A 25,740-nucleotide genomic window follows, 5' to 3' on the forward strand; every position below is an offset into this window, starting at 1 on the left:
GACATGGTCACGGTCCTGCTCGCTCCGGACAAGTTCAAGGGGTCGCTGACCGCCGCCCAGGTGGCGGACGCGGTGGCCGCCGGGCTGCGGGACGTCGACCCCACCGTCACCGTGATCAGCAGCCCGGTCGCCGACGGCGGCGACGGCACCCTCGCCGCCGCCGTCGCCGCCGGGTACCGGCCCGTGCCGGTCACCGTGCCCGGACCGACCGGGGAGCCGGTCGACTCCGGGTACGCGGTTGCCGACAACGGCACCGCGGTGGTCGAGCTGGCCGACGCCTGCGGGCTCGACCGGCTGCCCGGCCGCCGGCTCGACGCGCTCGGTTCCTCGTCGGCCGGGGTGGGTGCGGTCATCCGCGCCGCCCTGGACGCCGGGGTCCGGAACGTCGTGCTCGGGATCGGCGGCAGCGCCTCCACCGACGGCGGCGCCGGCCTGGTCACCGCGCTCGGCGCCCGGCTGCTCGACGCCGACGGCGCCGAGATCCCTAGCGGGGGCGCGGGTCTGGAGCGGCTGGATCGCATCGACCTGTCCGGGCTGCACCCGGCGGTCGCCGACACCGCGTTCGTGGTGGCCTGCGACGTCGACAACCCGTTGCTCGGACCGAACGGGGCGGCCGCCGTCTACGGACCGCAGAAGGGCGCCGGCCCGGACGACGTGGCCCGGCTGGACGCCGCCCTGACCCATTGGTCGGGCGTGCTGTCCGACGCGCAGGGCCACGGGGCGGCCGGGCACCCGGCCGCCGCCACCCCGGGCGCCGGAGCCGCCGGCGGAGTCGGGTTCGCCGCCCTCGCCGTGCTCGGCGCCCACCTGCGGCCCGGCATCGAGCTGGTCCTGGACCTCACCGGTTTCCACGACCGGCTGCCCGGCGCCGACCTCGTCGTCACCGGCGAAGGCGCGCTGGACACCCAGACCCTGTCCGGCAAGGCCCCGGCCGGGGTGGCCGCCGCCGCGGTCGCCGCCGGGGTGCCGGTCGTCGCGGTGGCCGGGGCGAACCTGCTCGACCTCGACACGCTGCGGGAGGCCGGCATCCAGGCCGCCTACACGCTGGTCGAGATCGAACCCGATGTCGCCACCTGCGTCCGCAACGCCGCCCCGCTGCTGCGCCAGGCCGCCCGCCGGCTGGCCGCCGAGCAGCTCACCGCCCCTGCCAGTTCTCCCTGACCCCTTCCAGCCCAGAGGACCAGCCGATGATCACCGCCGATCTCGTGTTCCGCGCCCAGCGCGCCCTTGTCAGCCCCGAGGACTCCGGCCGACCGGTCGAGCGGCCAGCCACCGTCGCCGTGCGCGACGGGGCGGTGGTCGCCATCTTCGACCTCGACGCCCCGGTGACGCTGGCCGCGGGCGGGCGCGAGATCGTGCTGGCCGACGACGAGGTGCTGCTGCCCGGTCTGGTCGACAGCCACGTGCACGTCAACGAGCCCGGCCGCACCGAATGGGAGGGCTTCGCCTCGGCCACCCGCGCGGCCGCGGCCGGCGGCGTGACCACCATCGTCGACATGCCGCTGAACAGCATCCCGCCGACCGTGACCACGCAGGCGTTGGCGATCAAGCAGGCGGTGGCGGCCGAGAAGGCCGTCGTGGACGTCGGTTTCTGGGGCGGCGCCGTCCCCGAGCATCTGGACGACCTGCCCGCGCTGCATGCGGCCGGTGTGTTCGGCTTCAAGTGCTTCCTGCTGCACTCCGGGGTCGACGAGTTCCCGGCGTTGGACCTGGCCGGCCTGGAGAAGGCCATGCGGATCGTCGCCGAGCTCGACGCGCTGCTGATCGTGCACGCCGAGGACGCCGACGTCATCGACCACGCACCGGCCGCCGACGGGCCGACCTACGCCCGGTTCCTGGGCTCGCGACCCAGCGGGGCCGAGAACCTGGCCATCGCGCACGTTCTCGAGCTGGCCCGGCGGACCGGAGCCCGGGTCCACATCCTGCATCTGTCCAGCGCCGACGCCATCCCGATGATCGCCGCGGCCCGCCGGGACGGGGTGCGGGCCACCGTCGAGACCTGCCCGCACTACCTGATCTTCCGGGCGGAGGAGATCGCCGACGGGGCCACCCAGTTCAAGTGCTGCCCGCCCATCCGCGGCACGGACAACCAGGATCTGCTGTGGCAGGCGCTGGCGGACGGCATCATCGACTGCGTGGTGTCCGATCACTCGCCCTGCACGCCCGAACTCAAGCGGTTCGACAGCGGTGACTTCGGCGCGGCCTGGGGCGGGATCGCCTCCCTGCAGCTCGGGCTGCCCGCGGTGTGGACCGCCGCTCGCGACCGCGGGCACGAACTGGCCGAGGTCGTCGAGTGGATGGCCCGGCGCCCCGCCGACCTCGTCGGTCTGCCGACCAAGGGGCGGCTGGCCGTCGGCGCTGCCGGTGATCTCGCCGTGTTCGCGCCGGACGAGACCTTCGTCGTCGACCCGGGGCGGCTCAACCACCGCAACCCGGTCACCCCGTACGCCGGCCGCACGTTGTCCGGCGTGGTCCGCAGCACCTGGCTGGCCGGTCGACGGGTCGATACGGCCGCCGACGCACCCGCCGGTGGGTCCCTGTTGCGGCGCAGCGGTTCCGAGGCCACCGCCGCCGGGGCCGATCTCGTGGGAGCCGGCCGGCCATGAGCGTTCTCGAGATGGTGCTGATCGTGCTGGCCGGCATCGCCGCCGGCACGATCAACACCGTCGTCGGGTCAGGGACCCTGGTCACCTTCCCGACCCTGGTCGCGTTCGGGTTCCCCCCGGTGACCGCGACCATGTCCAACGCGGTCGGCCTGGTCCCGGGCAGCCTGTCCGGCACCTGGGGGTACCGGCGGGAACTGCAGGGCCAGTGGCAGCGGCTGCGCTGGCAATTGCCCGGCTCGCTCATCGGCTCGATCACCGGTGCCTGGCTGCTGCTGCACCTGCCGGAACAGACGTTCAAACGGGTGGTGCCGGTCCTGCTGGTCCTCGCCCTGATCCTGGTGGTGGCGCAGCCCCGGATCCAGGCGTGGGCCCGGCGCCGGGCCGAGCGCCACGCCCCGGCGGCCGTCTCCAGTGCTGGTGGGGCGAGCGGACCCGACGTGGCCGGCGGCGGAGTGGTCACCGAGACCACCCCGGCCCGGACGGGTATCGGTCCCGTCCGGATGACGGCGCTGGTGCTGGCCACCTACGCGGCCGGCGTCTACGGCGGCTACTTCGCCGCGGCTCAGGGGATCATCCTCATCGGGATCATGGGCGTGCTGCTCACCAACTCGCTGCAGGAGATCAACGCGGCGAAGAACCTGCTGAGTCTGGTCGTCAACGTGGTGTCGGCGAGCTTCTACACGATCTTCGCCTTCGACCGGATCGACTGGGCCGCCGCCGGTCTCATCGCGGTCGGCACGCTCATCGGTGGGTTCGTCGGGGCCCACGTCGGCCGTCGGCTGTCACCGCGCTGGCTGCGGGGCATCATCGTCGTGCTCGGCCTGACCGCGTTGTGGTTCTTGATCAAATAGTGGCAACCGCGTCCCGCGAGGGACGCTGCAGACTTCCGGGCGCCGACACGGCGCACGGTTCGCGAAGACGCGGGTCATCGAGGACCCGCCAGGAGAGGACGGACATGGCCGAGCAGGCGAAACGGGCGAGCTACTACTCGGCGATGGGTGGCCTGCCGGGCCAGACGGAGCTGACGACCAACCGCGCCGTCTTCACCGAGGCCTACGCGGTGCTGCCGCGCGGCACCATGCGCGACATCGTCACCAGCCTGCTGCCGTTCTGGGAGCAGACCCGGCTGTGGGTGATCGCCCGGCCGCTGTCCGGCTTCGCCGAGACGTTCTCGCAGTACATCGTCGAGGTGCAGCCCGGTGGCGGCAGCGACCGCCCGGACACCGATCCGGCGGCCGAGTCGGTGCTGTTCGTGGTGGACGGCTCGATCACGGTGACCCTGGACGGGCAGGTGCACGAGCTGCCGACCGGTGGGTACGCGTTCCTGCCGCCGGGGGCGAACTGGCAGCTGCGGGCCACCGGGGACACCGCGGCCAAGTTCCACTGGATCCGCAAGGCCTACCAGCGGGTCGAGGGTCTGGACGTGCCCGAGGCGTTCTTCACCTCGGACGAGCAGGTGCCGGCCATCGAGATGCCCGACACCGACGGGGTCTGGCGCACCCAGCGGTTCGCCGACCCGACCGACGTGCGGCACGACATGCACGTCAACATCGTGACGTTCCAGCCGGGCGGAGCGATCACCTTCCCCGAGACCCACGTCATGGAGCACGGTCTGTATGTCCTGGAGGGCAAGGCCGTCTACCTGCTCAACCAGGACTGGGTCGAGGTGCAGGAGGGCGACTTCATGTGGCTGCGCGCGTTCTGCCCGCAGGCCTGCTACGCCGGCGGTCCCGGACCGTTCCGCTACCTGCTCTACAAGGACGTCAACCGGCACGCGGCGCTGAGCCGGCAGTTCGTCTGACGCCGGTCGGTATGCTTCCGCTATACGGAAGTCGGATTCCTCAGGAGACGTCATGGCGCAGCCCGACAGTGTGGTCGATCTGGGTGAGGTGACGGCTGCGCCGGCCGCCGCAAAGGCCCGCTCGGGCGGCGTCCAGTCCATCGAGCGGGCCTTCGCCATCCTCGAGATCCTGGTCGCCAACGGCGGTTCCATGGGCCTGTCGGCGCTGGCCGCGGCGGCCGACCTGCCGTTGCCGACCATCCACCGGCTGGCCCGCACCCTGGTCGACCTGGGCTACCTGCGGCAGGAGCCGTCCCGCCAGTACACCCTCGGCCCGCGGGTGCTGCTGCTGGCCGAGAGTTCCTCGACCATGCTGAACTCGCTCGCCCAGCCGCACCTGCTGCGGCTGGTCGACGAGATCGGAGAGACGGCCAACCTGGCGTCGCTGGACGGCGACCAGATCGTCTACATCGCCCAGGTGCCGTCCCGGCATTCGATGCGGATGTTCACCGAGGTGGGCCGGCGGGTGCTGCCGCACTGCACCGCGGTCGGCAAGGCCATCATGGCCCACCTGCCGCCCGACGAGGTGCGAGACATCCTGCGGCGCACTGGGATGCCCGAGCACACCGAGCACACCATCACCGACCCGGCCACCTTCCTCGAACAGCTCGACTGGGCCGCCGAGCACGGGTACGCCAACGACGACGGCGAGCAGGAACTCGGGGTCCGCTGCGTCGCCGTCGCCGTGCCCGACGTCAAGGCCCGCCTGGCGCTGTCGATCTCGGGGCCGGCCGGTCGGATGACCCCGGAGACGATCGACCGGGCGGTGCCGCTGCTCACCGCGGCCGGGCAGGCGCTGGCCGCGGAGCTCAACCGCTCGTCCTGACGCACCCGCCATTCGTGACTTGGTAAAGACCGTCGAAAAACCATCGGCGAGACGGCATGTTCCGCCCAGTCGCGCGCGACCTCAGGACTGCGGCGGCGTCTGGACCCACTCCACCAGCTGCCAGACCAGACCGTTCGGGTCCTCGAACTGGCAGTAGCGCTCACCCCACGGTTCGGTCTCCGGTTCGGTGACGACCCGCGCGCCGGCCGCCCGGATCCGCTCGAACTCGGCGTCCAGACCCTCGACGACGAAGGCCAGCAGCAGGCCCTGCCCGGCGGAACCGGCAATCTCGACCGGCCGGAACGACGGCAGTCCCGTCCGCAGGAACGTCACGTTGACCCCGGCGGTGGGGTGACCGAGGGAGACGAAACCGTCGGCGGCCATCTGCTCGACGAAACCGAAGTGTCGACAAGCGAACTCGGCGGAGGCGGTCACGTCCGGGACGTTGAGGGACACGGCGGTCTGACTGATGTGCACGGGCTGCTCCTTGGCTAGAACTACGTACAACGTACAGAGTAAAGACCGATGCGCAAGGATGGGACGATGCCGCAGCCCCTGGTCGACCTGCTCTGGTCCGGGCATCCGGACGCGCCGGCCGGCGCGCGCCGGGGGCCCAAGTCCCGTCGATCGACCGCCGACGTGGTCGCCCGCGCAGTGAGCCTGGCCGACGCTGACGGACTGGATGCCGTCACCGTCCGCGCGCTGGCCGGCGACCTGGGCATCTCGACGATGTCGGTCTACACGTACGTCAACAGCCGCGACGACCTGCTGGTGCTGATGGCCGACGCCGCCCACGGCGCCATGGCCCTCCCGGCCTTCGGCCGGGCCGACTGGCGGACCCGGGTCCGACGGGTCGCCGACGCCAACCTCGTCCTGTTGCTGGCCCACCCCTGGCTGCTGCGGATCCACGACGACCGGACGGCGCTCGGTCCCGGGACCATCGCCAAGTACGACCACGAACTGCAGGCGTTCGGCGGCACCGGACTGGACGACCTCGACCGCGACGCGGCGCTGACGCTGGTGCTGGACTTCGTCGGTGCGGCCGCCGCCCGGCGGACGGCACCGCCGGTCGACTTCGGGCCGCTGTGGGCCGAGTCGGCGGGCCGGCTCGCCCACTATCTCGGTGACGATCATCCGCTGGCCCAACGGGTCGGTCGGGCGGCGGGCGAGAGCATGGGCGCGCCCTACGGGGCCGACCGGGCCTGGGCGTTCGGGCTCGACCGGCTGCTGGCCGGGTTGGCCGATCTCGTCGACTGAGCGGTCAGGGCCGCTCGGACCCGCGCAACTGCAGGGTCGTGGGCAGTACCTGCACCCGGGCCGGGCCGTCGTCCCCCTGCAGGCGGTCGAGGCCGGCCCTGACCGCGGCCCGGCCCATCGCCTCCACGTCCTGGGCGACCACCGACAGCGGGGGATCGAAGAGTGGAGCCGCCTCGAAGTCGTCGAAACCGATGATGGGTAGCCGGGTTCCGACGGTCCGGAAGGCCAGGAGGGCTCCGACGGCGGCCCGGTTGTTGGCGGCGAACAGTGCATCCGCCCGCCCCTCCCGCAACAGCCGGGCGACCAGGTCGACGGCCTGCCCGCTGGAGTGACTCGTCTCGAAAACCAGAGTCGGGTCGACCACGACACCGTGCTGCGCGTGGGCGAGCAGGTAGCCCTCGTACCGTTCGTCCATGGTGTGAAGGGCGCGGTCGTCCCCGACGAAGGCGATCCGACGCGCGCCACCGGCCAGCAGGGCGGCGACGGCATCGCGTGTGCCACCACGGTTGTCGGCCAGGACGGTGTCCGCCCCGGCCAGATCGCCGGGCCGGTCCACGAACACCACCGGCGGCAGCGGCGGTGACCAGTGCGACCACGAGCGGCCGACGGTCCGCGGGGCCACGTCGATGATCATGTCCACCTGTTGCTGCAGCAGCCGCTCGACGACCCAGTCGTGCCGGGCGCCGTCCTCCTCTGAACTGGCGATGGTCAACAGCAGCCCCGTCTCGGCGGCGACCGACTCCACCGACCGGGCCAGCGCCGCCCAGTACGGGTTGGCCAGGTCGCCGATGACCAGTCCGATGACCCCGCTGGTCTGCCCGGGTCGGATGCTGGCCGCCGCCAGGTTGCGGCGGTAGCCGAGTTCCTCGATCGCCGAACGGATGCGCTCGGCCATCTCCGGGTTGATGTTGGTCATCCCGTTGACGTACCGCGACACCGTCCGCAGCCCGACCTGGGCGCGCGCGGCCACGTCGTTCATCGTGGGACGGCGGTCCTGCCGCGGGCCGATCACCATGGCGTCCTCCTGACGGTCACGCGGCCGGGGGGCGGACGAGCAGGGCGGTGCCGGCGCCCGTCAGCCGCCGGGAGCGGCAGCAGGCCGGGAGCAGCACCGTCGAGCCCGGAGCGAGCGGGGCCGGCGCACCTCCCGCCGCGAGGCTCAGATCACCGTCGACCCCGATGAGGATGCCGAATCCGGCCGGGATCTCGCTCGCACCGGTGACGGTGAGTCGCTCCAGGCGGAAGTACTCGTCGGCCGGCGTCGGCAGACCGTCGCCGGGGCTGCCGGCCCGGACCACCAGCCCGTCGATGTCCGCGGCCGAGCGGGCCCGGCGCTCCACCGCCTGCAGCGCGAGCGGGAACCCCAGACCGAGGTGACCGTGGGCCGCGCCGTCGATGTCGAAGCCCCGCCACTCCAACAGGATCGACAGGTCCTCCGGCTCCTGCACCTCGGTCAGCAGGACCCCCTGGCCGATCGCGTGCAGCACGCCGGGCGGCACGTACACCCGGTCGCCCGGCTCGACGGTGATCCGGTGCATGTCGACGAGCAGTTCGTCGACCCGCTGCTCGTCGACCAGCGCCAGCAGTTCGGCGGGCTCGACATCGCGGGTCAGGCCGAGCCAGACCTCGCCGGGGCTGAGGATGTACCAGGCTTCGGCCTTGCCGTGCGCCGAACCCAGATGGCGGGCGGCGAAGTCGCGGTGCGGGTGGGCGTGCACCGGCAGTCGTTGCCCGGCGTCCAGTAGCTTGACCAGGATCTTCGGATCCACTCCGAACCGTTCGAGATGCTCACGCCCCAACCAGGTCTGCGCGTCAGCCGCGATGGTGTCGGCCAGTAGGGCCCCGCCGGGCAGGCGGGTCTGGCCGGTCGGTGCGGTGCCCCGGACATCGACGGTCGAAGCCACCCAGTCCTCGGGGGTGTTCGGTTCCGCCGACGGCAGGCCACGGAAACCGGAGATCCGGTCACCGCCGGCGTAGAAGCGGGCCGCGGGCTGGTTGGCCGGTACCAGCACCGCGTCCACGGGGCCGGCCGGGCGCAGCAGGTCGGCCAGACCCGGGGCCAGGGCGGCCACCGCTTCCCGTGTGGGAGCCGTGCCGGACAACGTGCAGGCCGCCGTCGCCGTGGCGAGATCGGCGGCCGCCTGGGGCCCGAAACCCGCGGCCACCGCGTACAGCAGGCCGGCCGACGACGCGTCGCCGGCGCCGTTGGTGGTGGTGATGGCCACCGGCAGCGGCGGTCGGCCGAGGTCGGCGCCGGCCCAGCGCAGCGCACTGTCGGCGAAGGCGGGCCCGGCGGCCCGCAGCCGTCGTTCGTCGGCGGCCAGCAGCCGAACCCCCCGGTCGCCGTCGGAGACCGCGGCCACGGCGGCCCCCGCGTCCAGCAGCCAGCGGGCCAGAGCCCCCGCGCGGTCGTCGCCGTCGCCGGCGATGGCCTCGCCGAGCGCGGATTGCAGGTCGTCGACGCTGGGGCTGACGACGTCGACCAGTGGCAGCACCCGGCGCAGGATCCGGTCCCAGTCCAGTCGCCCCATCGGTCCGGTGCCGTCGACCACGGCCAGGTCGAGGGAGGTGGTGGCCCCGGCGGCGCGGGCCCGCTGCAGGAGCGTGACCAGCGGCGCGGCGTCGTCGGCCAGCAGGGCGGGCAGCAGCGACGGGTAGCCCACGTGCAGCAGGCCGGCGCCGACCGGGACGGTGATGCCGTCGAAGCGGGCGTTGGCCCCGACGTGATGCCAGAACGTCCGGTCGAGCCCGGGTGGCTCCAGAACCAGGCTGTACGAGGTGGTCTCGCCGGGCAGCACCTGCGGGCGACCGGCCAGACCGGCGGTCGCGTCGATCGCTCGCCCGATCACCTCGCCGAGCTCGTCGTCCCCGACGGCGGCATGGATGGCGACCGGGGCGCCGAGGCCGGCCAGTGCGCGGGCCGTGTTCGCCACGCACCCGCCCAGACCGAAGTGCAGCGGGCCGACCTCGAACAACCGTCCCGGTTCCAGACGGGCCGATGTCGTGAGGGCCGGGGTGACGTCCGCGCACAAGTGACCGGCGACGGTGATGGGTAGCACGCGGGGTCCTCCTCGACCTGTTCGCCGTGCGATCCGGACGGCCCCCGGCACGGCCTGGACAACGTTATCCCGACGTGTTTACAGTGGCAACGTCCGGCCGCGGAATTCCCCTCCTGCCTCCGCCCGGACGTCATCCGCACCGAGTTGTCCACCCGAGCCCCCGAGGTAGCCAGCGATGTCGCTGTTCCGACTCCGACGCCTGTTCAATCCGCGTTCCGGCCGCGCTCTCGATGTCGCGGTCGACCACGGATTCTTCGGCGAGCCGTCCTTCCTGACGGGCATCGAGGACATGCCCGCCGTGGTGCGCACGCTGGTCCAGGCCAACCCGGACGCCGTGCAGCTGACCATGGGGCAGGCCCACCACCTGCAGTCGGTCCCCGGCAAGGACAAGCCCGCCCTGGTGATGCGCACCGACGTGGCCAATGTCTACGGCAACCCGCTCGACGAGCACCTGTTCAGTCACCACGTGCCGACGGCGATCGAGAACGCCGTCCGCCTCGATGCGGTCGCGGTGTGCGCCAACCTGATGCAACTGCCGGGACGCCCGGACATCCGGGAGGCGAACATCCGCTCGCTGATGGCCCTGCGCGAGCAGGCCACCCGCTACGGCATGCCGCTGATGATCGAACCGCTGGTCATGCAGGACAACGCGAAGGCCGGCGGCTACATGGTCGACGGCGACACCGCCAGGATCACCACCCTGGTGCGCCAGGCGGTCGAGCTGGGCGCGGACCTCATCAAGGCCGATCCGACCGACGACATCACCGACTACCCCAAGGTCATCCGCGTCGCCGGGGGAGTGCCGGTGCTGGTCCGCGGCGGCGGACGCGTCGACGACGAGACCCTGCTGACCCGCACCGTGGCCGTGCTCGACGCCGGGGCGAGCGGAATCGTCTACGGCCGCAACATCATCCAGCACGACGACCCGGCCGGCATCACCGCCGCGCTGATGGCCGTCCTGCACGACGGGGTCGGCGTCCAGGACGCGCTGACCCGGCTGCGGGAGCGGACCGTATGAGCCCCGCCCCCGCTGTGCCGACGGTCAACGTCGCCATCATCGGTGGCGGTCTGATGGGCCGGGAGATCGCCGCGGCCATCCAGCGGTGGCCCGCCCTCATCGACCATCCCGTCCGGCCGCGGCTGACCGCGGTGTGCGACATCAATCCGGCCGCGCTCGACTGGTTCGACCAGATCGACACCGTCACCACGAAGGTCACCGACCACCGCGACCTGCTCGACGACGACTCCATCGACGTGGTCTACGTCGCCGTCCGGCACGATCTGCACGAGCGGATCTACACCGACGTCATCGCCGCCGGCAAGAGTCTGCTGGCCGAGAAGCCCTTCGGCATCGACGGTTCCGCCGCACGATCGATCATGGCGGCCATCGCGGCCCACCCCGAGAGCTTCGTCCGGGTGTCCAGCGAGATGCCGTTCTTCCCCGGTGCCCAGTGGGCGATCGACTACGTGCGGTCGGGCGCGCTCGGCCGGATCGTCCAGGCCCGCAACGCCTTCCTGCACTCCAGCGACACCGACGTCACCAAGCCGGTGAACTGGAAACGGCAGAACCGGTTCTGCGGGGAGGCCGGCGTGATGAACGACCTCGGTCTGCACGCCTGGCACGTCCCGCTGCGCCTGGGCTGGGCGCCGGAGACGGTCTACGCACAACTGCAGAACATCGTCACCGAGCGTCCGGGGCCGGACGGGACGAACGTGCCGTGCGACACCTGGGACAACGCCACCCTGCACTGCTGGAGCCGGCACGAGGGCGAGCGGTTCCCGCTCACCACGGCGATGAAGCGCATCGACCCCGGCCAGAAGAACACCTGGGAGTTCGAGGCCATCGGCCTGGACGGCGGGGTGCGGTTCTCGACCAGCAACCCCAAGCGGGTGGAGGTCTTCGCGAAGGTCGACGTCCCCGGCGTGGGCCGCGAACAGGCCTGGCAGCAGCTGGATGTCGGCAGCCAGTCGGTGTGGCCGACGGTCACCGGCGGCATCTTCGAGTCCGGGTTCTCCGACTCGATCCTGCAGATGTGGGCGGCCTACCTGGCCGAGCGGCACGGGGCCCTCGGCGATCGCTTCGGCACCGTGCGGCCGGAGGAGGCCGCGCACACCCACGCCGTCTTCGCCGCCGCCAGCGCCTCGGCCGCCGATGGTCGGGCGCACGACGTCGCGCCCCTGACCCGGTAGGACCGGACCCGGGCCGAGCCAGGTCCCCCTCAGCCGACGGGGCCGCGATTGCTGTCGGGGGTCGCGGCCCCGTCCTCCACCCTGCCGTCGTCCCGGCGATCAGGTTCCGGTGTCGCCGGCGAGCATCCATGCGCTCAGGGTGCGCCGACTCGAGAACTCCCGGGGCCGCCCGGTGAGCGGGTCGGTGAACGAGATCGACCGGGCCAGCAGCTGGAGCGGGTCCGAGAAATCGAGGCGGTCCGTGTCGCGCAGCTCGGGCCAGAAGTTGTCGCCGACGATCGGGATGCCCAGCGCGTTGAGATGCACCCGGAGCTGATGCGTGCGGCCGGTGCGGGGGTGCAGCCCGTAGCGGGCGAGATCGCCCCTGCGGTCGAGTATCTCGACGGTCGTCTCGGCGTTCGGCTCGCCCGGGACCTCCTCGGCGCGTGGCGTGCCCCGGTGCTTGACGATCCGGCTACGGACCGTCGTCGGCAGCGGCAGCTCCGCCCGGTACGGGGCGACGGCCTCGTAGAACTTGGTGACCTGACGATGGGCGAACAGTTGCTGGTAGGCGCCCCGTTCCGACGGTCGCAACGAGAACACCAGCACCCCGGCGGTCAACCGGTCCAAGCGGTGAATCGGCGACAGGTCCGGCAGGTCGAGGTCGCGGCGCAGCCTCACCAGCGCCGACTCGGTGACGTGCATCCCGCGCGGCATGGTGGACAGAAAATGCGGTTTGTCGACGACCAGCAGACTCTCGTCGCGGTGCAGGATGTCGATCTCGAACGGCACCCGCACCTCCGGGGCCGGGTCGCGGTACAGGAAGACGAAGGCGTCGGCCAGATACGGCGTCCGTTCGGTGATCACGGTGCCATCGCCCGCGAGAACCTCTCCGCCGGCGAGTTTCTCGCCCAGCCGCCGGTGATCGTCGGGGAAGCGGTCGCGCAGGTACTCGGCCGTGGTGGCCCAGCTCCCGTCGATCGGCAGCCGGATCCGGCTCGGGTTCAGACCGTCACGGACCGGCAGGGGAGAACGGGGCACCCGGCGACCCTACGGCTCGGTCAGGGGGCCCATGGTCAGGCGCCGGTGCTCAGAACCACAGCCCGCGGGGGTCCTCGCCCGCCTGGGCGAGCAGGAACCATGCGGTCGCGGCGACGGACGCCTGGGTCGTCAGTTCCCGCGCCGGGTCGGCCGTGGTGGCGACCGGGAACGATCCGTCGGCCCGCTGCCCGGCGGCCAGCGCAGCCAGGGTGGCCTGCTGACCGGCGGTGTCGCCCACGCGGACCTGGGCCATGGCATACCCGAAGGTCCCCTCGAACCAGACGGTCGACGCGGGAGTCGGGATGGCCGGTTGCGGCTTGAACGCGAGCAGTCCGGCGATCTCCTGATCGGTCACCCGGTAGGCCGGTACGTCGGCCAGCGCCACGGCGGCCAGATCGCCGCGGCCGATCCGGGTGAGCCAGATGGCGCCCCAGGTCTGGACGTCGAGCGGCCGGACGGTGTCCAGGCCGTCCGGGCCGGCGCCCTGCACGAAGCCGCCGGCCGGCTGCCACAACCGCTGCAGGATGGTCGCCTGCAGGGCGTCGGCCGCGCCGCGGCAGGACGCGCAGGACAGCACCGACGACGCGAGGTCCAGGGCCTGCCAGGTGTCCAGGTTGTGCTCGGTCGACACCCAGGCGATGCGGGCCGCCGGGGCTGCGTCGGTGCCCCACCCGCCGGTGAACAGGCCGGCGTTCGGGCCCTGGGCCAGTCGCTGGGCCATCAGCCAGTCGATCGCCGCCGCGGCCGCGGACCGCCACGGACCCTGTCGCGGATCCGTGGCCGGCAGCGACCGGATGGCCGACAGCAGGGCGTAGGTCGCGACGGCGTGCCCTCCGGTGCGGTAGATCGGCGCCGCCGCCTCCGGGGTGGCCTGGGGGGCCGTCGCGACGAAACCGCCGCGCTGGGCGCCGCTCCCGGTCTGCATTCGGAGGAGCCCGCCGGTGAGCAGGTCGGTCGCCGCGCCGTCGCCCATCACCAGCGCCGTCTGCACGGCCAACGCCTGGTCGTACGCGTGGGCGGTCGCCTGCTCCGGATGGCCGTCCGGTGTGCGGATCAGACCGGTGCTGGGCCGGTACTCGGCCAGCACCGATTCCCGGCCGTCACCCACGGCGACGAGCTGGAACATCTTGCGGCCTGGGGCCGAGGCGGCGAACTCGAAGGTCCCGTCAGCGCGGGCCGGGGCCGCACCGAGCAGGTAGGGCCGGTCGGTGACCGCGAAACTGCGGACCTCCCAACCGGTGTACGCAGCCGCGGCCGGCCAGCGCTGACCGGTCGGGGCGTAGGCGGCGGTGGCGTCCAGCACGCCGATCTCCCAGCGACCGGAACCCGGATCACCGCCACCGGACAGGTCGAGGCGGAAGGTGCCGTCAGCGGCGGCAAGAGCCTGGGCCGGGTACTGCCGCGCCTCCCCGTTCGTCACCCGGTAGGCCTGCAGGATCCACCGGTTCGCCGACGGCGTCAGCGTCACCCGGCCGGTGACGGCACCGCGGAAGGAGTCGGTCCGGGCGGCGGAGGTCGACGCGGCGTCCAGCTCGACGGCGGCCGACGAGGTGGCCGGGGGAGTGACGCCGGTGAGCGTGAAGGATCCGGCGACCGGGCCGGTCCAGTCGACCGGGTAGTCCCGCGCGGGCGTGATCGTCGAAGGGGTGGTGACCGCGCTCGGGGCATGGGTCAGGGACTGCAGCCAGGTCCAGGCCCGGCCGCTCGCCGTCCCCGACGCGGCTTCCGCGACCGCACCGGCGGGCCGGACGGGGGCATCGCCGGAGGGGGACGCGGGCGCCGTCGAGGCACCCTGCAGCAGCGCGATGCCACCGAGCAGGCAGACGGTGCCCAGGCCGAGGACGACGGAGAGTCGTCCGGCCCACCGGAAACCGGTGCCCATCCTGCCTCCCCGGGTGTCGTCGACACCGGTCCATGAATGCCGGCGTGCTACCGGACAGACACTATGCGTGACCCCGCGGGGATGGTCAGGACCTGGTTCATCATTTCTCGTAGTGCGTGCGGGCGGCGGCGTGATGCATTTGCCCCACGCTGCGTACCGATATGTCGCTGGTCAGCGGTACAGGCAGGTGAGTCGGGCCACGCAGGTGTCCCGCCCGCGGTCGTCGGTGATGGCGATGGTGAAGGTCGCCAGCGTGCGGCCGACGGAGATGGGCGTCGACGTGGCGGTGACCAGGCCGCTGGTCGCGGGGCGCAGGTGGCTGCAGCTGAGCTCGATGCCCACTCCGCTGCGACCCCGACCGAGCAGGGCGGCGTGCATCGAGCCGACGCTCTCGGCCAGGACCCCGTTCGCGCCGCCGTGCAACAGTCCGAAGGGTTGCCGGTTGCCGTCCACCGGCATCGTGGCCACGACCGCGTCCGGGGCGTACCGGGTGATGACCAGACCCATCCGCTCGGCCAGCTCGCCGTGCAGGGGGTTGATCTCGGCCAGGATCGTCTCCTGGTCCGACCAGTCGTCGCGGGCGATGAGGCGTGCGAAGGCCGCCGAGCGCTCCTTCGCGAGCCGGGTGACGGCCCCGTCCGGTTCGGGACCGGACACTTCTCGGTCGGACGGCTGGTTCATCGCAACGACTCCTTCACAGCGGCCCCGGACTCCTCCACGGCAGAACCGGTTGTCGGACGTGAACCCTAGACTCGGCGCGTGACCGCACTGACCGCCAGCAAGGGCACCCGCCGCACTCCGGCGAAGGGCCGCAGTACCGCGAAGACCGCCACGACGCCTTCGGCCGCCACTCCCGAACGGCCGACCCTGCTGCTGGTGGACGGCCACTCGGTGGCCTATCGGGCCTTCTTCGCCCTGCCGGTCGAGAACTTCGCGACCAAGACCGGCCAGTCGACGAACGCCGTCTACGGCTTCACCTCCATGCTCATCAACCTGCTCCGCGACGAACGGCCCACCCACGTCGCCGTCGCCTTCGACCTGTCCCGGCAGACCTGGCGGCGGGAGGAGTACGTCGAGTACAAGGCCAACCGGACGGCGTCGCCGGAAGGGTTCCGCGGGCAGATCGAGCTGATCAAGGAAGTGCTCGCCGCGCTGCGGATCCCGCAGCTGACCGCCGAGAACTACGAGGCCGACGACGTCATCGCCACCCTGACCACCCGGGCCGTCGCCCAGGACCTGCGGGTGCTGATCTGCACCGGTGACCGGGACGCGCTGCAGCTCGTCACCGACGACGTCACCGTGCTGTACCCGCGCCGCGGGGTGTCCGACCTCACCCGGTTCACCCCGGAGGAGGTCGACGCCAAGTACGGGCTGACCCCGCTGCAGTACCCCGACTACGCCGCCCTCCGCGGCGACCCGTCCGACAACCTGCCCGGCATCCCCGGGGTCGGCGAGAAGACGGCGGCCAAGTGGATCCGCGAATTCGGCAGCCTGACCGCCCTGGTCGACCGGGTGGAGGAGGTCCGGGGCAAGGTGGGCGACGCCCTGCGCGAAGCGCTGCCGCACGTGCTGACCAACCGGCGGCTGACCGAGCTGGTCCGCGAGGTGCCGGTGGACGCCGACCCCGCCACCGATTTCCAGGCCCTGCCGTACGACCGGGAGGCCGTCCACCGCATCTTCGACGACCTCGAGTTCCGGGTCCTGCGCGAGCGCCTGCTGGAGACCTTCGTGCAGGCCGACGAGACCAGCACCGAGGGCTTCGAGGTCGACGGCGCCCGGCTGGCCCCGGGCACCGTGCGGGCCTGGTTGCAGGCCCACGCGACCGGCCGGGTCGGCCTGGTCGTCCGCGGCACCTGGGCGCCGGGGGGCGGCGACGTGCACAGCCTCGCGCTGGCCGCGGCCGACGGGACGGCGGCGGTCGTCGACGTGGTGGCCGCCAGCGAGGACGACGACGCCGCGATCGCCGCCTGGCTGGCCGACCCGACCCCGACCAAGGTCGGCCACGACCTCAAGCAGTCGGTCAACGCCCTCACCGCGCGGGGCTGGCCGGTCGACGGCATCGCCAGTGACACCGCCCTGGCCGCGTATCTCGCCCTGCCCGGGCAGCGGACCTTCGACCTGGGCGATCTGGTGCAGCGCTACCTGCACCGCACGTTGGATCCGGAGCAGTCCACTCCGGACGGGCAGCTCAGCCTGCTCGGCGAGCTGGAGGCCGAGGGCGGCGAGCAGTCCGAGCACGCGGCGACGGACGCCCGCGACATGATCAAGGCGCGCGCCGTCATCGACCTCGGCGAGGCCCTCGAGCAGCACCTGGAATCCCTCGGCCAGAAGGCGCTGCTGGCCGACATGGAACTGCCGGTGATGACGGTGCTCGGCCGGATGGAGCGCGACGGCGTGGCCGTCGACATCGACTACCTGGAGGGCCTCCAGTCGACGTTCGCCGGGGAGGCCGCGGCCGCGGCCAAGGCCGCCTACGCCGAGATCGGCAAAGAGGTCAACCTCGGGTCGCCCAAGCAGCTGCAGGTGGTGCTGTTCGACGAGCTGGGCATGCCCAAGACCAAGCGCACAAAGACCGGTTACACCACCGATGCCGACGCGCTGACCAGCCTGCACGAGCAGACCGGGCACCCGTTCCTGACGCACCTGCTCCGACACCGCGACGTGACCCGCCTCAAGACCACGGTCGAGGGGCTGCTCAAGTCCGCCGGCGACGACGGCCGCATCCACACCACCTACCAGCAGACCGTCGCGGCCACCGGACGGCTGTCCAGCACCGAACCGAACCTGCAGAACATCCCCATCCGGACGGACGAGGGCCGCCTCATCCGGCGCGCGTTCGTGCCCGGGCCGCAGGCCGCCCAGCTGATGACGGCCGACTACTCGCAGATCGAGATGCGGATCATGGCCACCCTCTCCGAGGACGAGGGGCTCATCGAGGCCTTCCGTTCCGGGGAGGACCTGCACACCTTCGTCGCCGCCCGGGCCTTCGGAATCGGCACCGACGAGGTGCACCCCGAGATGCGACGCCGCATCAAGGCCATGTCCTACGGACTGGCGTACGGGCTGTCGGCGTTCGGGCTGTCCGGTCAGTTGAAGATCTCGGTCGACGAGGCCAAGGACCAGATGGAGCAGTACTTCTCGCGGTTCGGGGGCGTCCGCGACTACCTGCGCCATGTCGTCGACCGGGCTCGGATGGACGGCTACACCGAGACGGTCTTCGGTCGGCGGCGATACGTCCCCGACCTGACCAGCGACAACCGACAGAAGCGGGAGATGGCCGAGCGGATCGCCCTCAACGCCCCGATCCAGGGCAGCGCCGCCGACATCATCAAGGTGGCCATGCTCCGGGTGCAGGCGCGCCTGGAGGCCGAGGGACTGCGCTCGAAGATGCTGCTGCAGGTGCACGACGAGCTCGTCTGCGAGGTCGTCGACGGCGAACAGGACACCATCCGGCGGGTGCTGGAGGAGGAGATGTCCGCGGCGTACCCGCTGGCGGTGCCGCTGGAGGTCTCCGTCGGGGCCGGTCCGAACTGGGACGCCGCCGCGCACTGACGGTCACCGCCCGCAGCCACGGCAGGAGATCGTCCGATCTGTCACCGATGTCCCTTCGCGCAGGATCGGACGATCCCTGTCCGATATCGCGCCGTCGGCCGCTACGCTCCGCGTATGCACGGCATCCGCCGCGCGCGTCGCATCGTGCCGTCCCGAGGCGGGTCACCATGAATCTCGCAGCTCCGAGCACCGACGTCTCGTACTACACCGATCAGCTGGGCACCGGCGCACTGGTCGCCATCATCGTGCTGTCGGTGGCGGTCTGGGTCGTCTTCCTGGTCGCCTACGTCCAGATCATCCGCAAGGCCAGCTATTGGGCTGGTGGATCCTGATCATGCTCGTGCCGCTGGTCAACGTGATCATGCTGCTGGTGTTCGCCTTCAAGGAATGGCCGATCCAGCAGGAGATCCGTGAACTGCGCGCGTGGGCCGGTCAGGTGCAGCGGGGCGGCCAACCGGCCGCCGGCTACGGCGCCTCCTCCGCCGGTCGAGCCGGCTACGGCCCGAGCGGATTCGGCCCCACGGGGCAAGGTTCGTCCGGCTACGGTCAGTCCGGATACGGGTCGGGGTCGGCGTACCCGGGGCCGGCTTCCGGGGCGCCCGACGGCGGCCCCTCGCAGGGCGGGACGTGGGGGACCGGTCCCGGCGAGAAGCGCTGAGTCCGCTGGGGTCGACGGACTAGTCGACGGGCTTCTCGGTGACGTAGATGGCCGTCCCCGGGAAGATCTCCCCCCGCAGGCGCGACCACTGCCCCCAGACGCCGTCGAAGTCGTCCGGCCATTCCGGTTCCACCACGTCGACCACGCGCAGCCCAGCGGCCACGATCTCCCGGATCCGGTCGCCCATGGTCCGGTGGTGCTCGACGTAGGCGGGAACGCCCTGCTCGTCCACCTCGACGTAGGGCGAGCGGTCGAAGTACGACTGGATGGCGGTCAGGCCGGCCGGCCCCGGATCGTCCGGGAACGCCCAGCGCATCGGGTGGTTGGCAGAGAACACCCAGCGGCCGCCGGGGCGCAGGACCCGGGCCACCTCCCGCATCGCGCCGGCCGAGTCCGCAACGAAGGGGATCGCCCCGAAAGCGCTGAACACCAGGTCGAAGCATTCGTCGGCGAACGGCAGCTCGCAGGCGTCGGCCTGGACGAGCGGCACGTCGATCCCCGTCCGTCGGGCGGCCGCCCGGGCGTGCCCCAGCATGCCGGCCGAGAGGTCCAGGGCGATCGGATGGGCGCCCTGGGTGACGAGCCACCGCGAGCACGGTGCCGACCCGCACCCGATCTCCAGGATGGTCCGGCCGCGCAGGCTGTCGACCGGTCCCAGCAGCTGGGCCTCGGATTCACGGAGGTTCTCCGGGCACCACACCAGGTCGACCTCGCCGAGGAACGAGCCGTGTTCGGCGTGGTAGTCGTCGGCGTCGGCGTCCCACCAGCGGCGATTGGCCAACCGGGAGGTGGTCTGGTCGGCCGGTCGGATCCGGGGGCGGGTCGGTCCGAGGGGCGGGAAGGGCGAGCTGCTCACCCGCGCATCGTCCCAGCCCGGACGGACGGGGGTGTATTCGGAACGACCGGTCAGGGCGTAAGATATTGGATGCGCTGTGGGTCTGTGCTGTCTCGGTATGGAGCAGATCGCACTCGTCGGCCGTGGCCTCTCGTGACCGCTGTGATCCTCCACAACGTTCGCCTGCCTGCTGGGCGCCCTTCGGGCGCATCGCCACGTCCTGACGAAACCGGTCCGCGGCGCACCGGCCTGAACGGGCCTCCGTCCGGGAACAACCCCGGTCGACCGTTCCGACACATCCAACGTCCGGAGTACTCCACCACATGTCAACCCCCACCGTCACCGCCCCGCAGGTCGCCATCAACGACATCGGGTCGGCTGAGGACTTCCTCGCGGCCATCGATCAGACGATCAAGTACTTCAATGATGGCGACATCGTCGAGGGCACCATCGTCAAGGTCGACCGCGATGAGGTGCTGCTGGACATCGGCTACAAGACCGAGGGCGTCATCCCCTCGCGTGAGCTGTCCATCAAGCACGATGTCGACCCCAGCGAGGTCGTCGAGCTCGGCGAGCACGTCGAGGCCCTGGTTCTCCAGAAGGAGGACAAGGAAGGCCGTCTCATCCTGTCCAAGAAGCGGGCGCAGTACGAGCGCGCGTGGGGCACGATCGAGAAGATCAAGGAAGAGGACGGCGTCGTCTCCGGCACCGTCATCGAGGTCGTCAAGGGCGGCCTGATCCTCGACATCGGTCTGCGTGGCTTCCTGCCCGCGTCCCTGGTCGAGATGCGTCGTGTCCGCGACCTGCAGCCGTACGTCGGCCGCCAGCTGGACGCCAAGATCATCGAGCTGGACAAGAACCGCAACAACGTGGTCCTGTCCCGTCGCCAGTGGCTGGAGCAGACCCAGTCCGAGGTTCGCAGCGAGTTCCTCAACCAGCTCGGCAAGGGCCAGGTCCGCAAGGGCGTCGTGTCCTCCATCGTCAACTTCGGTGCCTTCGTGGACCTGGGTGGCGTCGACGGTCTGGTGCACGTCTCCGAGCTGTCCTGGAAGCACATCGACCACCCGAGCGAGGTCGTCGAGGTCGGCCAGGAGGTCACCGTCGAGGTCCTCGACGTCGACATGGACCGCGAGCGCGTCTCCCTGTCGCTCAAGGCGACCCAGGAAGACCCGTGGCGTCACTTCGCCCGGACCCACGCCATCGGCCAGGTCGTGCCCGGCAAGGTCACCAAGCTGGTTCCGTTCGGTGCGTTCGTCCGCGTGTACGACGGCATCGAGGGTCTGGTCCACATCTCCGAGCTGGCCGGTCGCCACGTGGAGATCCCGGAGCAGGTCGTGTCGGTCGACGACGAGATCTTCGTCCGCGTCATCGACATCGATCTCGAGCGCCGCCGGATCTCGCTGTCGCTGAAGCAGGCGAACGAGGGCATCACGACCGAGACCGAGTTCGACGAGGTCCGCGCCCAGTACGGCGTGGTGGACCACTACGACGACGCCGGCAACTTCGTGCCGCCGGAGGGCTTCGACGTCGAGAGCGGCGAGTGGCTCGAGGGCTTCGACACCCAGCGTGAGGCGTGGGAGAAGCAGTACTCCGACGCGCACGCCGTGTACGAGCGTCACCTCAAGCAGATCGCGGCGGCCGCGGTGGCCGACGCGGAGGCCGCGGAGCCGTCGAACTACTCGTCCGGCAGCGCCAGCACCGAGGGCCAGGAGTCGGCCGGCGGTTCGCTGGTCAACGACGAGCAGCTCGCCGCGCTGCGCGAGCGCCTCGCGGGCAACTGACCGAACAGGTCGACGCGGCCTGACCGTCGCGTTCCGTGTCACAAGTGGAGGGCCGTCCCGGGATTCCCGGGGCGGCCCTTCGCCGTTCCTGCCCACCGTCGCCAGCCGGTATCCGGACCGTTACCTGATCGTTCGACAACACTGGTCCCGCCGCGCGTTTCGCCCACCCGTCCGGGTGGGGCCGCCGGTTACCGTGGTCGCATGCGTCGTTCTGTTGCGGTGATGACGTCGGCGGTCACCGCCGGCCTGCTGGTGTTGTCCGCGTGCTCATCGGGTTCCGGGGCACGCAACACGGTGACTGCGGTGGTCACCGTCTCCAGCGGGGCGGAGGCGCCCGGCAGTGGCGACGCCGGGTTGGGTTCGGCGGCTCCCGGCAGTGAAACGGCGGGCTCCGGCTCGGCCGCGCCCGGCAGCGAGACCGCCGCCTCCGGTTCCTCCGCCGCGGCCAGCAGCGCCGCGCCCACCGGGCCCGTCGTGACGGTCGACCCGCTCAAGGCCGACTGTGGTTCGCTGCTGAACGCGGCCGACGTCAAGCGCATCCTCGGGGCGGACATCCCCAACGACCGGCTGAAGGTCAACGTGGCCGAGGTCAACGCCGAGATCGGTCAGGTCGGGCGCGTCCGTTGCCTGTACGGCCTGGCCGAGGACAAGAAGTCCGGACAGGTCACCCTGGCGCTGACCACCTACAAGGACGCCGCCGCCGCCCAGCAGCAGGTGAAGGTGACCGTCGAGAACGAGTCCAACCAGGGCGGCACCGTCACCCCGGTCACCGTCGGCGGCTACCCGGCCTCCGTGGCCGTCCGCGACGGCGGCCTGCTCGTCATGGCCTACGACACCTGGACGTTGGCCGTCGCGGTCCCGGCCAGTGTCGATCAGGCGACGTTGACCAGCACCCTGCCGCAGCTCGGTGACGCCGTGCTGGCCCGCCTGCTCAAGAGCTGACCTCCCCGTGATCACCGTTGCCGTCACCGGCGGCATCGGGGCCGGCAAGTCCACGGTGTCCCGGCGACTGGCGGAACTGGGCGCCGTCGTCATCGATTCGGACCGGCTGGCCCGGGAGGTCGTGGCCCCCGGATCGGCCGGTCTGGCCGAGATCGCCGCGGAGTTCGGTACGGACGTCATCGCTGCGGACGGCTCCTTGCTCCGTCCCGCCCTGGCCGCGATCGTCTTCGGGGACCCGGCGGCCCGGACGCGGCTGGAGAGCATCACCCACCCCCGGGTCCGCGCCCTGTTCGAGGAGCAGCGGGCGGCGGCCCCGGCAAACGCCGTCGTCGTCAACGACATCCCGTTGCTGGTCGACCTGCGGGTCGCCGCCGGGTTCCACCTGGTCCTGACGGTCCGGGCCGATCCGGAGGTGCGGGTCGCCCGGCTGATCGACCGCGGACTGGCCGAGGCCGACGCCCGGGCGCGGATCGCCGCGCAGATCACCGATGCCGACCGGGACCCCCTCACCGACAAGTGGCTCGACAACGACGGTGCGCCGGAGGCTCTGGAGTCCACCATCGACTCGCTCTGGCGGGATCGGCTGCTGCCCTTCGAACGCAACGTCCGCGAGGGCCGGGTGGCGGATCCGTCGGGGGGTGCTGGGACTGCCGTCGCCGACCCGGCCACGGCGCGGCGGTTGGCGGCCCGCATCGGCGCCGCGGTCCCGGGATCCGCCGTCACGGTCCTGGCGCCGACCGGACCCGCACCCGGTTCGGTGCACCTGCGCGCCGCGACCGTCGACCCCCGGTTGCTCCCGGAGCTGACGGCGGCCGGCTTCCCACCGCTGGCGCGTCCCAGCGGTGTCGCCGTCGTCGGGGATGCCGATGCGGCTGTCCACCGACACGGCGCGGCCGACCCGGGACAGCCCGCCGACGTCGACGTGCTCCTCGGTCTCCGCTGAGCCGCCCCCGGGCCGCACCGGTGCTCTGACCTGGGCCGATGTCTGCCGACAACCCGCTGTCGGTGGGCCCGCGTAACCTCTGATACGTGGCATTCCCCGCCGAACACCCCGTTCTCGCCGTCTCCGAGCACCGCCCGGTCGGCGACATCCCGCGTACCGCCGGCCGCTTCGAGGTCGTCTCGGAGTACCAACCCTCCGGTGACCAGCCGCAGGCCATCAAGGAGCTCGAGAAGCGCCTCAACGACGGCGAGAAGGACGTGGTGCTGCTCGGTGCCACCGGCACGGGTAAGTCCGCGACCACCGCCTGGCTGGTGGAGAAGATGCAGCGCCCGACACTGGTCATGGCGCCGAACAAGACGTTGGCCGCGCAGCTGGCCAACGAACTGCGAGAGCTGTTCCCGCACAACGCGGTCGAGTACTTCGTCTCCTACTACGACTACTACCAGCCCGAGGCCTACGTCCCGCAGACGGACACCTACATCGAGAAGGATTCGTCGATCAACTCGGACGTCGAGCGGCTCCGGCACTCGGCGACCATGTCGCTGCTCTCCCGGCGCGACGTCATCGTGGTCGCGTCGGTGTCCTGCATCTATGGTCTGGGCACCCCGCAGTCCTATCTCGACCGGTCCATCCCGCTGGCGGTGGGGGACAACGTCGACCGGGACACCCTGCTGCGGGCGCTGGTCGACGTGCAGTACTCCCGCAACGACGTCTCCTTCACCCGTGGGTCGTTCCGGGTGCGGGGCGACACCGTCGAGGTCATCCCGGCTTACGAGGAACTGGCCATCCGCATCGAGTTCTTCGGCGACGAGATCGAGCAGCTCTACTATCTGCACCCGCTGACCGGCGACGTCGTCCGTGAGGTCCAGGAGCTGCGCATCTTCCCGGCCACCCACTACGTCGCCGGACCGGACCGGATGGCCACGGCCATCGCCGGCATCGAACGGGAGCTGGCCGAGCGACTGGAGGAGCTGGACCGCCAGGGCAAGCTGCTGGAGGCCCAACGGCTGCGGATGCGCACCACGTACGACGTCGAGATGATGCGCCAGGTCGGATTCAGCAACGGCATCGAGAACTACTCGCGGCACATCGACGGCCGGGCTCCCGGCAGTGCGCCCGCCACGCTGATCGACTACTTCCCCGAGGATTTCCTGCTCGTCATCGACGAGTCGCACGTCACCGTGCCGCAGATCGGCGCGATGTACGAGGGTGACGCCTCTCGAAAGCGCGTGCTCGTCGACCACGGTTTCCGGCTGCCCTCCGCGCTGGACAATCGTCCGCTGACCTGGGAGGAGTTCGCCGACCGGATCGGGCAGACGGTCTACCTGTCGGCCACCCCGGGCAATTACGAGATGGGCCGCGCCCAGGGCGAGTTCGTGGAGCAGGTCATCCGCCCGACCGGTCTGGTCGACCCGGAAGTGGTCATCAAACCGACCAAGGGCCAGATCGACGACCTGGTCGGCGAGATCCGCGCCCGCACCGAACGCGACGAGCGGGTGCTGGTCACCACGCTGACCAAGAAGATGTCGGAGGACCTCACCGACTACCTGCTCGAGCTGGGCATCCGGGTGCGGTACCTGCACTCCGAGGTGGACACCCTGCGCCGGGTCGAGCTGCTGCGTGAGCTGCGGATGGGCGAGTACGACGTCCTGGTCGGCATCAACCTGCTGCGCGAGGGTCTCGACCTGCCCGAGGTGTCGCTGGTGTCGATCCTGGACGCCGACAAGGAGGGCTTCCTGCGCTCCGAGACGTCGCTGATCCAGACCATCGGCCGGGCCGCCCGGAACGTCAACGGCCAGGTCCACATGTACGCCGACAAGATCACGCCCTCCATGGAACGGGCGATCGACGAGACGAACCGGCGCCGGGAGAAGCAGCGGGCCTACAACGAGGCACACGGCATCGACCCCCAGCCGCTGCGGAAGAAGATCAACGACATCCTGGAGCGGGTGTACGCCGAGGCGGAGGACAGTGCCCTGGGTGACAGCCCGGTGCCCATCGGCGGGTCGGGTCGTAACGCCTCCCGGGGTCGTCGGGCCCAGGGCGAGAAGGGCGGTCGCGGGGCCGGCAAGGGCACCGCGGTGGCCCCGCCGGGACCGGTCAACACCGCCGGGATGGCCCGCAGTGAACTGGCCGACCTCGTCCAGCAGCTCACCGACCAGATGATGTCGGCCGCCCGCGAGCTGCAGTTCGAGCTGGCCGGTCGCCTGCGGGACGAGATCCACGAGATCAAGCGGGAGATCCGGGACATGGATGCCGCCGGTGTCGCTGACGCCGATGCGGCCCCGGCCGAGGGGAAGAGCCGCCGCCAGAAGGTCGCGAGGTAGTCGGCGGTCCCTGGCCGGATCC

At 71.5% G+C, this 25,740-nt stretch carries 22 protein-coding genes; 15 read left to right on the plus strand and 7 right to left on the minus strand.

Annotation, left to right across the window (positions count from 1 at the left end):
- The first annotated feature begins 3 nt into the window (after positions 1–3).
- The 5 genes from FDO65_RS02720 to FDO65_RS02740 all read left to right on the plus strand — a co-directional run bounded on the left by FDO65_RS02720 (position 4) and on the right by FDO65_RS02740 (position 5,272).
- Positions 4–1,161 (plus strand): glycerate kinase, encoded by a 1,158-nt coding sequence (locus tag FDO65_RS02720; protein WP_137447931.1) that lies wholly within the window; start codon positions 4–6, stop codon positions 1,159–1,161.
- Between the two features lie 26 nt (positions 1,162–1,187).
- A complete protein-coding gene (gene allB / locus FDO65_RS02725; RefSeq protein ID WP_137447932.1) occupies positions 1,188–2,606 on the plus strand; it encodes an allantoinase AllB in 1,419 nt (472 codons plus the stop codon).
- The gene (locus tag FDO65_RS02730) at positions 2,603–3,457 is read left to right on the plus strand and encodes a sulfite exporter TauE/SafE family protein (RefSeq protein WP_137447933.1); all 855 of its coding nucleotides are present in this window, start codon (positions 2,603–2,605) and stop codon (positions 3,455–3,457) included. Before allB ends, FDO65_RS02730 begins: the two co-directional genes overlap by 4 nt.
- 104 nt (positions 3,458–3,561) lie before the next feature.
- Positions 3,562–4,407: a bifunctional allantoicase/(S)-ureidoglycine aminohydrolase gene (locus tag FDO65_RS02735; protein WP_137447934.1), complete on the plus strand. Its 846-nt coding sequence runs from the start codon at positions 3,562–3,564 to the stop codon at positions 4,405–4,407.
- Between the two features lie 52 nt (positions 4,408–4,459).
- Positions 4,460–5,272 (plus strand): IclR family transcriptional regulator, encoded by an 813-nt coding sequence (locus tag FDO65_RS02740; protein ID WP_137447935.1) that lies wholly within the window; start codon positions 4,460–4,462, stop codon positions 5,270–5,272.
- Positions 5,273–5,353: 81 nt separating this feature from the next.
- On the opposite strand, the gene FDO65_RS02745 is transcribed toward FDO65_RS02740, so the two are convergent.
- Positions 5,354–5,749 carry a VOC family protein gene (locus FDO65_RS02745; protein ID WP_137447936.1) on the minus strand — a complete coding sequence of 132 codons (396 nt, stop codon included), beginning with the start codon at positions 5,747–5,749 and terminating at the stop codon, positions 5,354–5,356.
- 66 nt (positions 5,750–5,815) lie between these two features.
- On the opposite strand from FDO65_RS02745, the gene FDO65_RS02750 reads away from it, so the two are divergent.
- Positions 5,816–6,529, plus strand: coding sequence for a TetR/AcrR family transcriptional regulator (locus FDO65_RS02750; protein ID WP_137447937.1), 714 nt, complete (start codon positions 5,816–5,818; stop codon positions 6,527–6,529).
- A 4-nt stretch (positions 6,530–6,533) separates the two neighbouring features.
- Here the strand turns inward: FDO65_RS02750 and FDO65_RS02755 are convergent, their stop codons facing one another.
- Complete coding sequence (locus tag FDO65_RS02755) at positions 6,534–7,544, minus strand: LacI family DNA-binding transcriptional regulator (protein WP_137447938.1); 1,011 nt, start codon at positions 7,542–7,544, stop codon at positions 6,534–6,536.
- A gap of 16 nt (positions 7,545–7,560) precedes the next feature.
- Complete coding sequence (locus FDO65_RS02760) at positions 7,561–9,588, minus strand: PfkB family carbohydrate kinase (RefSeq protein WP_166442010.1); 2,028 nt, start codon at positions 9,586–9,588, stop codon at positions 7,561–7,563.
- A 175-nt stretch (positions 9,589–9,763) separates the two neighbouring features.
- Between FDO65_RS02760 and FDO65_RS02765 the strand changes: the two genes are divergently transcribed.
- The gene (locus tag FDO65_RS02765) at positions 9,764–10,606 is read left to right on the plus strand and encodes a class I fructose-bisphosphate aldolase (protein ID WP_137447940.1); all 843 of its coding nucleotides are present in this window, start codon (positions 9,764–9,766) and stop codon (positions 10,604–10,606) included.
- The gene (locus FDO65_RS02770; protein WP_137447941.1) at positions 10,603–11,778 is read left to right on the plus strand and encodes a Gfo/Idh/MocA family protein; all 1,176 of its coding nucleotides are present in this window, start codon (positions 10,603–10,605) and stop codon (positions 11,776–11,778) included. The genes FDO65_RS02765 and FDO65_RS02770 overlap by 4 nt, the downstream gene beginning before the upstream one ends.
- A gap of 99 nt (positions 11,779–11,877) precedes the next feature.
- Here FDO65_RS02770 and FDO65_RS02775 read toward each other — a convergent pair whose 3' ends face one another.
- The 3 genes from FDO65_RS02775 to FDO65_RS02785 all read right to left on the minus strand — a co-directional run bounded on the left by FDO65_RS02775 (position 11,878) and on the right by FDO65_RS02785 (position 15,361).
- On the minus strand, positions 11,878–12,798 hold the full coding sequence (locus FDO65_RS02775; protein WP_137447942.1) for a pseudouridine synthase: 921 nt from the start codon (positions 12,796–12,798) through the stop codon (positions 11,878–11,880).
- A 49-nt stretch (positions 12,799–12,847) separates the two neighbouring features.
- Positions 12,848–14,680, minus strand: coding sequence for a hypothetical protein (locus tag FDO65_RS02780; RefSeq protein WP_137447943.1), 1,833 nt, complete (start codon positions 14,678–14,680; stop codon positions 12,848–12,850).
- Positions 14,681–14,851: 171 nt separating this feature from the next.
- The gene (locus tag FDO65_RS02785; protein ID WP_137447944.1) at positions 14,852–15,361 is read right to left on the minus strand and encodes a PaaI family thioesterase; all 510 of its coding nucleotides are present in this window, start codon (positions 15,359–15,361) and stop codon (positions 14,852–14,854) included.
- Between the two features lie 78 nt (positions 15,362–15,439).
- Here FDO65_RS02785 and polA point away from each other — a divergent pair, with 78 nt between their 5' ends.
- The 3 genes from polA (at position 15,440) to FDO65_RS22000 (ending at position 18,890) form a co-directional block, all read left to right on the plus strand.
- Entirely contained in the window at positions 15,440–18,232 is a 2,793-nt protein-coding gene (gene polA / locus FDO65_RS02790) for a DNA polymerase I (protein WP_240757385.1), read from the plus strand.
- 167 nt (positions 18,233–18,399) lie between these two features.
- Positions 18,400–18,564 carry a hypothetical protein gene (locus tag FDO65_RS21995; RefSeq protein ID WP_166441976.1) on the plus strand — a complete coding sequence of 55 codons (165 nt, stop codon included), beginning with the start codon at positions 18,400–18,402 and terminating at the stop codon, positions 18,562–18,564.
- Between the two features lie 2 nt (positions 18,565–18,566).
- Positions 18,567–18,890, plus strand: a complete 324-nt coding sequence (locus tag FDO65_RS22000; protein ID WP_166441977.1) for a hypothetical protein — start codon at positions 18,567–18,569, stop codon at positions 18,888–18,890.
- 19 nt (positions 18,891–18,909) lie between these two features.
- On the opposite strand, the gene FDO65_RS02795 is transcribed toward FDO65_RS22000, so the two are convergent.
- Entirely contained in the window at positions 18,910–19,746 is an 837-nt protein-coding gene (locus FDO65_RS02795) for a class I SAM-dependent methyltransferase (protein ID WP_137447945.1), read from the minus strand.
- Between the two features lie 302 nt (positions 19,747–20,048).
- Here FDO65_RS02795 and rpsA point away from each other — a divergent pair, with 302 nt between their 5' ends.
- The 4 genes from rpsA to uvrB all read left to right on the plus strand — a co-directional run bounded on the left by rpsA (position 20,049) and on the right by uvrB (position 25,718).
- A complete protein-coding gene (rpsA, locus tag FDO65_RS02800; protein WP_137447946.1) occupies positions 20,049–21,506 on the plus strand; it encodes a 30S ribosomal protein S1 in 1,458 nt (485 codons plus the stop codon).
- A gap of 201 nt (positions 21,507–21,707) precedes the next feature.
- On the plus strand, positions 21,708–22,448 hold the full coding sequence (locus FDO65_RS02805; RefSeq protein ID WP_137447947.1) for a hypothetical protein: 741 nt from the start codon (positions 21,708–21,710) through the stop codon (positions 22,446–22,448).
- 7 nt (positions 22,449–22,455) lie between these two features.
- Complete coding sequence (gene coaE / locus FDO65_RS02810; protein ID WP_137447948.1) at positions 22,456–23,391, plus strand: dephospho-CoA kinase; 936 nt, start codon at positions 22,456–22,458, stop codon at positions 23,389–23,391.
- 86 nt (positions 23,392–23,477) lie between these two features.
- Positions 23,478–25,718: an excinuclease ABC subunit UvrB gene (gene uvrB, locus FDO65_RS02815; protein ID WP_137447949.1), complete on the plus strand. Its 2,241-nt coding sequence runs from the start codon at positions 23,478–23,480 to the stop codon at positions 25,716–25,718.
- The last annotated feature ends 22 nt before the right edge of the window (positions 25,719–25,740 follow it).

The sequence above is a fragment of the Nakamurella flava genome, assembly GCF_005298075.1.
Lineage (GTDB): Bacteria > Actinomycetota > Actinomycetes > Mycobacteriales > Nakamurellaceae > Nakamurella > Nakamurella flava.

Coding starts and splice junctions, on each gene's coding strand:
- FDO65_RS02720 (WP_137447931.1), top strand. CDS start 4: ATGGTCACGGTCCTGCTCGCTCCGGACAAGTTCAAGGGGTCGCTGACC.
- allB (WP_137447932.1), top strand. CDS start 1,188: ATGATCACCGCCGATCTCGTGTTCCGCGCCCAGCGCGCCCTTGTCAGC.
- FDO65_RS02730 (WP_137447933.1), top strand. CDS start 2,603: ATGAGCGTTCTCGAGATGGTGCTGATCGTGCTGGCCGGCATCGCCGCC.
- FDO65_RS02735 (WP_137447934.1), top strand. CDS start 3,562: ATGGCCGAGCAGGCGAAACGGGCGAGCTACTACTCGGCGATGGGTGGC.
- FDO65_RS02740 (WP_137447935.1), top strand. CDS start 4,460: ATGGCGCAGCCCGACAGTGTGGTCGATCTGGGTGAGGTGACGGCTGCG.
- FDO65_RS02750 (WP_137447937.1), top strand. CDS start 5,816: ATGCCGCAGCCCCTGGTCGACCTGCTCTGGTCCGGGCATCCGGACGCG.
- FDO65_RS02755 (WP_137447938.1), bottom strand. CDS start 7,544: ATGGTGATCGGCCCGCGGCAGGACCGCCGTCCCACGATGAACGACGTG.
- FDO65_RS02765 (WP_137447940.1), top strand. CDS start 9,764: ATGTCGCTGTTCCGACTCCGACGCCTGTTCAATCCGCGTTCCGGCCGC.
- FDO65_RS02770 (WP_137447941.1), top strand. CDS start 10,603: ATGAGCCCCGCCCCCGCTGTGCCGACGGTCAACGTCGCCATCATCGGT.
- FDO65_RS02780 (WP_137447943.1), bottom strand. CDS start 14,680: ATGGGCACCGGTTTCCGGTGGGCCGGACGACTCTCCGTCGTCCTCGGC.
- FDO65_RS02785 (WP_137447944.1), bottom strand. CDS start 15,361: ATGAACCAGCCGTCCGACCGAGAAGTGTCCGGTCCCGAACCGGACGGG.
- FDO65_RS21995 (WP_166441976.1), top strand. CDS start 18,400: ATGAATCTCGCAGCTCCGAGCACCGACGTCTCGTACTACACCGATCAG.
- FDO65_RS22000 (WP_166441977.1), top strand. CDS start 18,567: ATGCTCGTGCCGCTGGTCAACGTGATCATGCTGCTGGTGTTCGCCTTC.
- rpsA (WP_137447946.1), top strand. CDS start 20,049: ATGTCAACCCCCACCGTCACCGCCCCGCAGGTCGCCATCAACGACATC.
- FDO65_RS02805 (WP_137447947.1), top strand. CDS start 21,708: ATGCGTCGTTCTGTTGCGGTGATGACGTCGGCGGTCACCGCCGGCCTG.